Raw genomic sequence first — 11,369 nt, forward strand, 5'->3', positions numbered from 1 at the left:
AAAATTACACCTATATCTTTGCACCCTATACGAATTCATCCGCTTGTTTAAGCCCGATTTAGAAAAGTGCTAAATACGCTATAATTTCAAAAGAAAAGAGACCAGCTCTCCTTGAGCCTTTCATCCTCTCCTAACAGCCATGGTGCAGCGACGGGAAAAGAAAAAAACTCGGACCTCCCGTCCGAGTTGATGGATGGGGGAAAATGTGGCGCACCTCTATGATTTGGCGCGCTCGAAATATTTCTGACATTCCGCTTCATCGGCTCCGCGCGCGGCGGCATAGGCACGGATGAGGGCGCTATTGAACGCTTCGTCGGCTTGGAGGGCAGCCAAACTCTTGCAGCCTTTTTCTACGCTCACTTTGCGACCACATTTCATGTTGCCAGTGTCGAGTATCGAGAAGCGGTAGCGGCCGTCGATGCGGTCGAAAAGGATGTTGTCCGCACGGCAAGCTATGGGGAGGAAACCTTCCTCATGTAGGCGCGCAGCGTAGCGGGCAAAACTTTCGAGCAGTTCGGCGCGCTCCGAAAGGGGCATACCGAAGGCTTCGTGCAGAGAATGGCGATAGTTGGAAAAAACGCCTACAAAATACATATTCTGGTCCATCAAATTACGACGATAAGCCACATAGGCCACAGGCTCTTGGGTGGCGAAACCGCGCTCTCGGAGCTGTGCAGCGCAATTGTAGGAGTGTTGGCCCTTCGAGGCCTTGTAGATGCGCACCGCCAAGCGATTGCGCCAGGAGGTTCGGTCGTAGTGTTTCACACAAAGCGTGAGTCCGTCAACATCCAGCAGGCGGATGCCATTATTTACCATTGGGAGTGTGCGACCAGTATCTTCAAAATGGTCAGCAATATTTACTAAATAATCGCGTAAGCGTTCGTATTTTGGGTTAATAATGAGGGTCACAAGTATATTTGTTTTCTTCGTTATCAAGATGATTAGGTGTTCAAAGATACTAAAAACTTTCTATGCTACAACCTTTTTAGGCGTTTCCTTTCCTCTGAAACAGAAGATTATACCATTTTGCTTGGTTGAAACACGGTATTTTCGTATTTTCGCACCATAATACAGAAAAAGATTCCCTTATGATGGACATTATTTTTCAGACCTTTTCACAATTCAGCATTGAGCAAACTGCTGGAGCATTCATCGTGTTGATGGCTATCATTGACGTGTTGGGTTCTACGCCCATATTCCTCAACCTGCAAGCCAAAGGCCGTCCTATCAATGCCTTCAAGGCTGCGGCCATTAGTTTGGTATTGCTCGTGGCTTTCTTCTATGCCGGCGATGCCGTGCTGCAACTCTTCCACGTCGACATCCAGTCGTTTGCCGTGGCGGGTGCGCTCATCATCTTCATCATGGCTTTGGAAATGCTCCTCGACGTTGAGATTTTCAAATATGGCGGACCCACGAAGGAGGCCACCCTTATTCCAGTGGTGTTCCCGCTTATTGCCGGCCCGGGCGCATTCACTACGCTGATTTCGCTGAAGGCTGAGTTCGCACAAATCAATATCTTGTCAGCACTCGCCCTCAACATGGTGCTGGTTTACATCATCATCGCGGGCGCGAGCTGGGTGGAAGAACACGTTAGCAAGACATTCATCTACATCCTGCGTAAGTTCTTCGGCGTGATTCTGCTGGCCATCTCGGTGCGTCTCTTCACTTCCAACGTGCTGCCGCTGATCGATAGTTTGAGCAAATAAGGCTGCACGCCAACGGCGCTAAGGCGCAAAACGAACCGCGAGGGACGAGGTTAGACATCTGTGCTACCTCGTCCCTCGCTTTTATACGAAAGGCTGGTTTCCCAATGTGAGAAACCAGCCTTATTCTTGAATGTTCCTTTCGGACAATTGTCTGTTTAATATTAAACCTACAAGATCAAATCAACGTATTATTCCGAGACAGGACGGACAGAAAGTCCGTAACCATTTCTGATCTTTTCATACTTTGGATACACGCCCCAATTGTTAATGAACAAGCAGTTAGTTCCCTTCGAATCTTGCGAAATGGCAGAACGATAAAAACCGTAATTAACACTACCATTCAGATAGCCGTCATGATGACGCCAACCCAAAGCAGGGAAATAGATCGTAGTAGTTGAACCGTTTCCCGTTTTGAAATGCCAACCCTGGTCGTAATTTCCCACCACGTTAAGCTCTTTCTTATCACTTTCGACATTATTCCCTGTAGTGGTAAAACCAGAAAAGGCATTGCTGGCAGGCATCTTGAAGCCAGCGGGACAGGGGTCGTAGACGGTCTTCACCACACCATTGTCATGGAAGCCTGTCTCAGTGTTATCCATCGACCAGAGGTTTACCTTCCAGAAATTATCAAACCAAACGTACTCATAGAATATCTCGGGGTGTTGAATGCCGTTTTGAATGCTCATTTTCTGCCCACCTTTGGGCTCAAATGTACCGTCGATGATAGCTTTCTTTCCTGGAAAAGCATCCTTACGTCCAAACTGATAGAAGGTAGAAGACATTTGTTTTATTTCGCCAGGGGTCTGCGTGATGTCGATATAAGCAAACTGTTTCTCACCATCGTTGGCGACAGTCTGTTCCACCTTCACGCGAGCCATGCGAGGCTGGTCGAAGGGAGACGCATCCCATCTCATATAGGCAAAACCAAGCGGAAGTTTGGTGAAGTTATAGGTAACGCCCGCTTTATTAACTACAGGAATCGTGTTGAGGGCATCATTCTGGGCGAACCACAAGTGCCACGACCATACAACCGTTCCGCCTTTCGTGACAGCAATGACGGCGTTACCGTTCTTAATCTTGTCCTGCGGCACATGGAACTGTACAAACTTTTTGTCGGCAGAAAGAGAAAGACTACTTGCTTCTACAATGCCGCTTTGGTCTGTCCAAACAATCTTTGCTCCATCGGGCACATTCGCGCCTCCATTGCTCTGCGTAATCCAAGGATCAGTAATATTCTTACCTGCATGATCCTTGAAGTTTTTCAAGACATCAGAGCCTGACACAGTGGTTTTATAGGAATGTTCATTAGTAGCACCGCCCGTGATAGCGTTACCATAAACCAACGGAATGCGGTAGTAGCCCGGAGCAGAGATGAGGTAAGAGTTGGCAGTGTTCTCAACGGAGGCTGCACCCGTGGCGTTGGAGAGGTTGTAGTAGTTGCCGGCAGCGCCCTTTGGTGTGGCATCTTGCAACACCTTGTTGTATTTATTGAGGCGGTTATCGATGGCCGTAGTGATAGTTGCAACGCCACTTTCGCCAGATGTACCTCCGTCGCCCTCCTCTTTGCTCAACTGGGTGAGCCAGGCAGGTTTGCTTGTGCCGAGAGATGTCCAAGTATTACCGCCGTCGGTGCTTTCCTCATACCCTACTACCTTCCATTTCACAGGCTGCTGAGTGTGAGTATTAAAATCTATGCGACAGCTCTGCACCGTATAGCTGGCTGCCTCTGTAGCTGTATAGTCCACCACAGGGGGATTGGTCACGGAAAGCCAGTATGTCCACGTGGACTTCTTCTGCGACAAGGCGTAAGTCTTCGTTGTGCCGGGCTTCCATGTGCCGGAGAGGTTGGCAGTGATAGCAGGTGTAGTGCTGTTGTCAAAGTAGATCTTTACACTCACGCCTGCAAGCGATTGCGGAATCATGTAGAAAGTGAAATTATCGCCATTATTGCCCATGATGATTTGGTTAACGGCTTGCGAAGTGCTCACATTGAGCGTACCGTCGCCACCAAGGGTGAACGTGGCGGGAGTGCTGAGATTGCTCCACGCAGCCCCCGTGCCGTCGGCTTTCGAGGAGAGCGTGTAGCGTCCCTTGCTCTGCGCGTTGATGATCTCCACTTTCGTTATTTTCTTGTTCCATGAAAGATTCTGCCCCACTTTGAAGCGCACTGCCGTCAGTGCGTGATGGAAATCGAGGTTCGTTGTCGGAGCCACGTAGCGAGTGGCATACTGCACTTCGCCAGAGCAGGCCGTCATGAGGTCTTTCTGATTGACCACCTTCGGCTCTACTTCGAAATCAACATAAGGTGTAGATGTATAGCTCTCGGGAGACAGCTGCAATTTGTTATAGCTGGAAGTCACTAAAGGATAAACAGCATAAAATTTTCCATAGGGCTGTTCCCACGACCACAGAATCTCATTGACGAGCGTACCGTCGGGATTTGTGTCCTTGTTGTAGAACCATGGTGTGGGGCTGAGGGTAGAAGTCGTTCCACGGTAGCCGATGGAGGAAAAATGGTCTGCAGCGGAGAAAATCTCAACAACATTCGCACGAGGGGCGATGCGGGAACGGTGTGCTGTTCCGGCTTCCGTGCTCGTCCCCGCCTTGCGCGGCATGCTTTCTATACCGGCCGTAGTGATTTCTATGAGGCAGGTGTTGCCGTCACCGCCCTGCACATCGAGCTTTTGCGAAATGAGATCTTCAGGAGTGAGGTTCAAGGGCGCAATCTGTTCTGCAAAAGCAGCACGGCTCAACGGACTGCCGGGCAGAGCACGAGCAGCAACTGATCGGTGCGCGCCGTTCTGCGCATTAGAGACAATATAAGAAACCGTTGCGCCACGGTCGCCCTGATTGGTTGCATCATCGAGGTCGTTGTCGGAGCAAGAGCCGAGAGTCATCCCCATAATACAGAGAAAAGCAAACGCCGCCTGATGCACCAAATGCTTATGGATTTGTTTGATATTCATATTGCTTGATTTTACTGTCGTATTACTCTTCGTTTTTCATTCCCACAAATTATTCTCAGAGAACTTCCGCGTTCCCGTAAGATCTGTGTCTTCATCGTCCTCTTCAGGAGGCGTGATGGTTACACTTCCGCTGCCTCCGCCACCAGGCTTTACGGCAGGACTAGAAGCCAAGAACGTAGTTTCGTCACAAAAAGCCACGACTGTGCTTACAGGTTTGACATACATTTTCTTCATATATTCGCATTTTTCCATCGTTCCTCTTCTTTATGTATCTAATACTATTTTGTGAAATTAAATACAAAAAAACACGGATAAAAGACAGACTTATTATGACAACAAGTCTGATACACAATCGCTGTTCTGTGTCTCTTCTTTCTATTATTTCTGATTCAATTCACAAGTTTTTAGGATAGTTTTAATCAATTCCAACCGCAAATATATACACATATATATGCAAACAAAATTTTTTTCAACAAAAATACATCAAATTACTAAAAAAAACAGACAATTTGTCTAAAACACGTTTTACATTTAGTAAGATGCTTTCCTTGCTTCGCGGATGCGCTGGCGGGCTGTTTCGATGATGGTGTCGATGCTGCGGGCGTAGTCGGCGGAGGAAATGTCGACTTTCACGTCGGGGTCGATGCCCATCTCGGTCATGCGCATCTCACTGTCGTACATGGGGCTGGCGGAGAAGCGGAGGGTCCAGCCGTTGGGGAGTTCGCTGGTGAACGGCAGGCCTGCGCCGCCGCCCGTGCGGTCGCCAATGACGGTGACGCGCGGCAAACCTTTGAGGAACATTACGAAACTGTTGGCGGCACTAAAGGTGCGGCGATTTGTGAGGATGCAAACGGGCTTTTGCCAGCGCAAGCCCTTGAACGGCTCTATGCGGATGGCCTCCATGGGGGAGAAATCGTCGTGGCGCGGGCCTCGCTTGTGCTGCATATAGGCGCGCGTGGTGGGTTCGTTGATGAAGAGCGAGGCCAGTTGCTCCGCACTGGTGAGCAGGCCGCCGCCGTTGCTCCGCACATCCACAATCAGGCCATCGCACATGGCTAGGGCGCGCATCATTTCTTGCAGGTTGCCACTACCCAGAGGCGAGGCGAAGGAGGCGCAACGGATGTAGCCCACATTGTCCGAAAGCACACGGTAGCGAAGTCCGCTACCCACGCGAAAATCTTCGCTGCGCCCGAGATAACGACGCGCGAGCGAGTCGGAGAAGTTCATCGGAAAATCGTCGAACCAAGCGCCGTAGCGTGCCACATCGTGGGCGGCACTGAGATTCACGTGGCCGTCGCGAAGCTCTGCCGTCATTCGGCGCAGAACCTCGAAAAGCTGTTCGCTCCGCATATTGTCCGTAACGCCCTGACGGTAGCGGTCGCGCACAGCTGCCCAGTCCAAACCGTATTCCTTATTCTTATAATCGAAAAAACAATAGTGTTCGTCAATAAGTTTCCAGCACGTCTCGAAGTTGCCCGTGGGCGTGTTGTTAGCCATGTCCTCCGTGATGCAAGACGAAAGTAAGCCAGCGAGGAGCGAAAGAAAAAAGAGGGAAAGTGTTCTCATCGTAAGAGTTTATTTCAGTAGTCGCAATCGACGCGTGTAGCCAATGACGAATTGGTTCTGCCAGTGGTGGGTTTTGATATGGTTGAAACGACTCTGCCGCACATCGGCCCCATAGCCCAGCGTGAGGCGCGAGCGGCCCAACGGGAGGGAGAGCGTGGCGAGAAAATGGAGCGAGGGCGCATTGCCCACATGAGAAACCACACAATTATGGTCGCGATGACCAAGACCGAACAACTCATAGTAGGACTGCCCATAGGCGGGCGAGAAAGCCAGTCCGGCGAGGGGCACTGCCACTTCGGCACGCGCCTGCCATTGCTGCCGCCCCACGTGGAAGTCATATTCCGCCAGCCCTGCTGCTGCCACATCCATGAAGAGCCTACCCTGCGCCGGATTGTTCCCATTTCGCGTGTTGTAGGTAACGCCTGTTCCGACCTCGACCAGCGGACCGAAAGCCAGGCGGAAGGGGCGTTGAGCAGACCTTTTATTCCACATCCACCCCACTCCCATTCGCAGGTTGGCATCCCATTCGCGGCCGTCGCCCGACTGCCCGGTGAGATGAGCCGCATCGGCCCTGTAGTGCGCCACCACCGTCACGCGGCCGCGCCCCCAGTGGGCTGTGCGCTCCGTGCGATGGCTAACGAAAAATCCCGCCCCGATATAGTCCTGCGGACTCAGATAAGTGTCGAGCACATGGGTGCGCCCAACGCCGAAGAGCCAGCTGTGGTCAACGGCTCGCAGCGTATCGGCCCGCTGTGCCGACAAAGGCAGGGCGGAAAGTAAGAAAATGAGGGATAGAAAGTGTTTCATAACAGGTTGTAGGCAAAAGAAAATGAATAGGATAATGCGCGCCGTGATTTTCCTTATTGCGTCAGCTGGCATCCTTATTGCGCCAGCTGATAGCCTTATTGTGTCAGCTGACAGCCTTATTGTATCTCAGGACTGGTCGGATGAGTCGGACCAGTCTGAGAAAAATCTGACTCGTCCGATCAGTCGGACCAGTCCGACCAGTCTGAAAAATGTCCGATTAGTCCGAGAAAAAATCGCTCTCAATTAGTTCTCCTCTTCCTCCTTCTCCATCTCGTCAACACTCTTCATGATCTTTTCTCGAATATCAGTCTTCTTCAAACCGTTATAAATGAGATAGGCCAAGAAGAGAGCGGCGAGGCCGAAAAGGACATAACCGAGTTCGTGGCTATAACGCATGGCCAATTTCACCACCTGCTCTTTGGTTTGAACACCTGGGATGCGCGAAATGAAATAGCCAATGAGTGCCAAGACAGTGTTCCATGCGCCAGCGCCCAACGTGGTGTAGAGGAGGAACGGGCCAAGCTTCATGCCCGACAGACCTGCCGGAATGGAGATGAGCTGGCGAACAGCGGGCACCAGACGGCCGAAGAAAGTGGCCGTAGCCCCGTGGTCACGGAAATACTCCTCTGCGCGAGCCACGCTCTCCTCGGTGACGAGGCAGAAATGCCCCCAACGGGAGCGGGCAAACTTATAGATGACAGGGCGGCCCAACCAGCGCGCCAGGAAATAGTTGACAAGTGCACCGACATCAGCTCCCAGCGTGGCGAAGACAACAACGAGGACGATGTTCATACTCGGGTCGCTCATCGAGAGCCACGCCGCAGGCGGCACCACCACCTCGGAGGGGAAGGGGATAAACGAACTCTCGATGGCCATAAAGGCAGCCACCACCCAATAGTTGAGGTTCTCCAGAACCCAGGCAATCAATGTTGCGGAATCCATACTTTTCTGTCTTTTCTTTTTATTTGTGGCACAAAGTTAATGGAAAAGGGAGAGACGGCAAAACAGGGGCTTAGCGCTTCTTCGGTCTGAGGCAAACGAGGGGTATGAGCATTTCTTCCATAGAAATACCGCCGTGCTGGAAAGTGTTGCGATAGTATTGTGCGTAATAGTTGTAGTTGTTGGGATAGGCAAAGAAGCGCGAGCCTTGCGCGTAGATGTAAGCGGTGGAGAGGTTGGGCGAGGGCAGGCCAAAGCGACGAGGGTCTTTCATCTCAAACACTTCGCGGGCGTTGTAGCCCAAGTTCTTGCCCAACTTGTAGCGCAGATTGGTGTTGACGTTTCTGTCGCCCACCACCTTGATGGGCGCGTCCACGCGGATAGAGCCGTGGTCGGTGGTGATAAGGATTTCGTAGTCCATCTCCGCCAGCTTGGTGAAGAGCTGCTTGATAGCCGTGTGTCTGAACCAGCTGAGCGTGATGGAGCGGTAGGCAGCTTCGTTGGAAGCCAGCTCGCGCACCATTCGGCTTTCTGTGCGGGCGTGGGAGAGGATGTCGATGAAGTTGATAACAAGGACGTTGAGCGGCATCTCCGTGAGTTGCTTGATTTGGCCAAGGAAATGGTCGGCACCCTGCGAGTCGTTGAGCTTGTGGTAGGTGAACTTCTCTTTTCTGCGGTAGCGCTCGAGCTGGTGGCCAATGAGGAGTTCTTCGTTGAGGTTCTTACCCTCATCTTCGTCCTCTTCCACCCAGAGTTCGGGGTACATCTCGCGAATCTGCAAGGGCATGAGGCCGGAGAAGATAGCGTTGCGGGCATACTGCGTGGCTGTGGGGAGGATGCTAAAGTAGAGGTCTTCATCGATGTCGAAGTCGTCGGTGAGTTCGCGGCTCAGCTCGCGCCATTGGTCGTAACGGAAATTGTCGAGCACAAGGAGAAACACTTTCTTTCCTTCACGCAGGCGTGGAAAGACGCAACGCTTGAACACATCGGGACTCATCAGCGGACGATCGTCTGGGGTATTGACCCAGTGCTCATAGTTCTTGCGGATAAACTTGGCAAAGGTGAGGTTGGCTTCCTCCTTTTGCATGGCCAGCATCTCGTCCATACTGCCGCCCGTCTCAGAGAGCTCTATCTCCCAATAAACGAGCTTGCGGTAGAGGTCCTTCCATTCCTCGGGCGTGGAGGTGTCGCTGATTTGCGCGGAGATTTTCTGAAACTCCTGGCGGTAGCTGCTCTGCGTCACCTCGGCCACAATCTCACGCTGGTGGATGTTCTTCTTCAGCGTGAGAAGAATCTGCATCGGATTGACGGGTTTGAGCAGATAGTCGGCAATCTTAGAGCCGATGGCCTGGTCCATAAGGTCCTCGGCCTCGTTTTTCGTCACCATCACCACGGGCACATTGGGCTGCACGTCTTTGATGCCGGCCAGCGTTTCGAGACCTGAAAGGCCGGGCATATTCTCGTCGAGAAGAATGAGATCATAGGCGTTGTCGCGGCAGAGGTCGATAGCGTCCTGCCCGTTGGAGCAGCTAGTCACTTCGTAGCCTTTGCGCTGCAAAAAAAGGATGTGGACATTGAGCATATCAATCTCATCGTCCACCCAAAGTAGTCTTCCTTGTGTCATATATTTCGTGGTGTGCTATTAATTGGGATTTTTAGCAATGTGCATAAGCGCAACAGTGCCGCAAGAGGAGGTGTGCGCGAACCCATCCATCAGATTGAACAAACGAATGAAGCTCACAATCCTTATCTTGCTTGTGTGCAAAAATACGAAAAAGGAGAATTAAGCTATTGTTACAGATGCCTTTTTTGCTACCTCTACCACTCAGATGGAGAATATCACAAGAAAAAAAACATCAGAAATCATAAAAAAGTTTACTTCTTGTTGTATGTCCAAAGATTAGTAGTACATTTGTCGCAAATTCCTAAATACGGAATAAACGAATAATAACTTAAATATACAAAAGACAATGAAAAAGATTCTTTTTGTAGCTGCTGCTGCAGTTATGACTTTCGCTTCTTGCGGCAACAAAACAAATGGTAACAGCAACGGTACTGATAGTATTGCCGACAGCACTGCTGACAGCACAGTTTATGCTGGTGTTCTTCCTGGTGCAGATGGTTCTGACTCTGTAACTATCACACTGAAGTCTGACAGCACTTTCACTCGTACTCACTCTGGCAGCCAAACTGAAACTGGTAAGTACAGCGTTGATGCTAAGAACATTCTGACAACTGTTGCAGGTGCTGACAGCAACTTCTACGCTATGACTCCGGACAGCCTCACTATGCTCGGCGCTGACAAGCAGCCTGCTGCTAGCGGTCTGCCTTACGTTCTGAAAAAGGTGGCTAAGTAAGAAAGCTACACGCAATCAGCGTAACGACAAAGCAAATACGCTCCTCTCCCTCTGTCCTCCGACAAGGGAAAGAGAGGATTTTTTGTGGGAATAAAAGTAGAGAAATACTTTTTTGTGCTATAAAAAATTTATTTATTTGTTGCACTGTAAGAATAAATTCCATATTTTTGCACACAACCCAGAACTAAAAACAAATGAATTATGAGTAAAAAAATTCTAACCCTAGCCCTCGCAATCTTGAGCATAAGCTTCGCCTTTGCCCAGAAAGTAACAGTTCCAGAACCTGAATTCTCCGATCAAACGTATCTCCTTACCTCAAATACCGAATACGTAAAACTACCGAGAGAAACAGGCGTAGTAAAAACAAAAGCCGGTGCTTCAGTATATCTGACAGGTATCGGAAAGGTCAAGACACGCATCTCTCTACCAGGCACAACATCAAGCGTAGTAGCAAAACAAGGCGGAGATGTACGCCTGATCATAAAAGCTGCCAACAACGCAACAGACCCTAACTCTTTCATCAGCATCTTCAAATTTGAAGTAAAAGGAAAAGAAAGAAGAGCACAACTCGCTGAATCTGGCACATTCTCAGGCAGCAAGTCAAATTCCTTAGGTCAAATAGAGTTCCAAGCCAAGAAATATGGCACAAGCTCATACCTCATAGTCATAGAAAATCTTGAACCAGGAGAATACGGCATTTCCTTAGGAGATCCAGACAAATTGAATGAGAAGAACAGCATGAAGATTACCACCTTCAGCGTTAAATAAGCACAAAACATAAAAACCCTTCTTTTACTCTTCAAAAAGAAGCGGAAATCAAATATCAGGTGAGTCTCCCAAACGGACTCACCTGATATTTTTATAATCCGCCCTAACTGTTCCTTTTCTTCGCCTCTTAGCCTTCAAAACACAACCGAGCCTCTGCCTCAAACACATAAAAAAGAGACTCCCATCAGATAATTACTCTGATAGGAGTCTCTTATTTAAAAAAAGGCGGCGACCTACTCTCCCGTCTTGTGGACAGTACC

General features: G+C 50.0%; 10 protein-coding genes. 3 read left to right on the forward strand and 7 right to left on the reverse strand.

Going from position 1 to position 11,369, the window contains the following annotated elements:
* Window positions 1-216: 216 nt before the first annotated feature.
* On the reverse strand, window positions 217-909 hold the full coding sequence (locus ACO4R2_RS02210) for a hypothetical protein (RefSeq protein WP_484769006.1): 693 nt from the start codon (window positions 907-909) through the stop codon (window positions 217-219).
* A gap of 179 nt (window positions 910-1,088) precedes the next feature.
* Between ACO4R2_RS02210 and ACO4R2_RS02215 the strand changes: the two genes are divergently transcribed.
* Entirely contained in the window at window positions 1,089-1,706 is a 618-nt protein-coding gene (locus ACO4R2_RS02215; RefSeq protein WP_484769007.1) for a MarC family protein, read from the forward strand.
* A 188-nt stretch (window positions 1,707-1,894) separates the two neighbouring features.
* Here ACO4R2_RS02215 and ACO4R2_RS02220 read toward each other — a convergent pair whose 3' ends face one another.
* The 6 genes from ACO4R2_RS02220 to porX all read right to left on the reverse strand — a co-directional run bounded on the left by ACO4R2_RS02220 (window position 1,895) and on the right by porX (window position 9,608).
* Window positions 1,895-4,672, reverse strand: a complete 2,778-nt coding sequence (locus tag ACO4R2_RS02220; RefSeq protein WP_484769008.1) for a fimbrillin family protein — start codon at window positions 4,670-4,672, stop codon at window positions 1,895-1,897.
* A gap of 36 nt (window positions 4,673-4,708) precedes the next feature.
* Window positions 4,709-4,906, reverse strand: a complete 198-nt coding sequence (locus tag ACO4R2_RS02225) for a hypothetical protein (RefSeq protein WP_484769009.1) — start codon at window positions 4,904-4,906, stop codon at window positions 4,709-4,711.
* Between the two features lie 297 nt (window positions 4,907-5,203).
* Complete coding sequence (locus ACO4R2_RS02230; protein ID WP_484769010.1) at window positions 5,204-6,238, reverse strand: S41 family peptidase; 1,035 nt, start codon at window positions 6,236-6,238, stop codon at window positions 5,204-5,206.
* A gap of 9 nt (window positions 6,239-6,247) precedes the next feature.
* Window positions 6,248-7,117, reverse strand: coding sequence for a hypothetical protein (locus ACO4R2_RS02235; protein ID WP_484769011.1), 870 nt, complete (start codon window positions 7,115-7,117; stop codon window positions 6,248-6,250).
* A gap of 171 nt (window positions 7,118-7,288) precedes the next feature.
* Window positions 7,289-7,987, reverse strand: a complete 699-nt coding sequence (locus tag ACO4R2_RS02240; RefSeq protein ID WP_484769012.1) for a DedA family protein — start codon at window positions 7,985-7,987, stop codon at window positions 7,289-7,291.
* Between the two features lie 70 nt (window positions 7,988-8,057).
* The gene (gene porX, locus ACO4R2_RS02245; protein WP_484769013.1) at window positions 8,058-9,608 is read right to left on the reverse strand and encodes a T9SS response regulator signal transducer PorX; all 1,551 of its coding nucleotides are present in this window, start codon (window positions 9,606-9,608) and stop codon (window positions 8,058-8,060) included.
* Between the two features lie 346 nt (window positions 9,609-9,954).
* Here porX and ACO4R2_RS02250 point away from each other — a divergent pair, with 346 nt between their 5' ends.
* Window positions 9,955-10,341, forward strand: coding sequence for a copper resistance protein NlpE N-terminal domain-containing protein (locus ACO4R2_RS02250; protein WP_347719592.1), 387 nt, complete (start codon window positions 9,955-9,957; stop codon window positions 10,339-10,341).
* A 201-nt stretch (window positions 10,342-10,542) separates the two neighbouring features.
* Window positions 10,543-11,109 (forward strand): hypothetical protein, encoded by a 567-nt coding sequence (locus ACO4R2_RS02255; RefSeq protein ID WP_315091836.1) that lies wholly within the window; start codon window positions 10,543-10,545, stop codon window positions 11,107-11,109.
* The last annotated feature ends 260 nt before the right edge of the window (window positions 11,110-11,369 follow it).

The sequence above is a fragment of the Alloprevotella sp. genome, assembly GCF_057240785.1.

Coding starts and splice junctions, on each gene's coding strand:
- ACO4R2_RS02255 (WP_315091836.1), top strand. CDS start 10,543: ATGAGTAAAAAAATTCTAACCCTAGCCCTCGCAATCTTGAGCATAAGC.
- ACO4R2_RS02225 (WP_484769009.1), bottom strand. CDS start 4,906: ATGAAGAAAATGTATGTCAAACCTGTAAGCACAGTCGTGGCTTTTTGT.
- ACO4R2_RS02220 (WP_484769008.1), bottom strand. CDS start 4,672: ATGAATATCAAACAAATCCATAAGCATTTGGTGCATCAGGCGGCGTTT.
- ACO4R2_RS02250 (WP_347719592.1), top strand. CDS start 9,955: ATGAAAAAGATTCTTTTTGTAGCTGCTGCTGCAGTTATGACTTTCGCT.
- ACO4R2_RS02215 (WP_484769007.1), top strand. CDS start 1,089: ATGATGGACATTATTTTTCAGACCTTTTCACAATTCAGCATTGAGCAA.
- ACO4R2_RS02240 (WP_484769012.1), bottom strand. CDS start 7,987: ATGGATTCCGCAACATTGATTGCCTGGGTTCTGGAGAACCTCAACTAT.
- ACO4R2_RS02230 (WP_484769010.1), bottom strand. CDS start 6,238: ATGAGAACACTTTCCCTCTTTTTTCTTTCGCTCCTCGCTGGCTTACTT.
- ACO4R2_RS02235 (WP_484769011.1), bottom strand. CDS start 7,117: ATGCCAGCTGACGCAATAAGGAAAATCACGGCGCGCATTATCCTATTC.
- porX (WP_484769013.1), bottom strand. CDS start 9,608: ATGACACAAGGAAGACTACTTTGGGTGGACGATGAGATTGATATGCTC.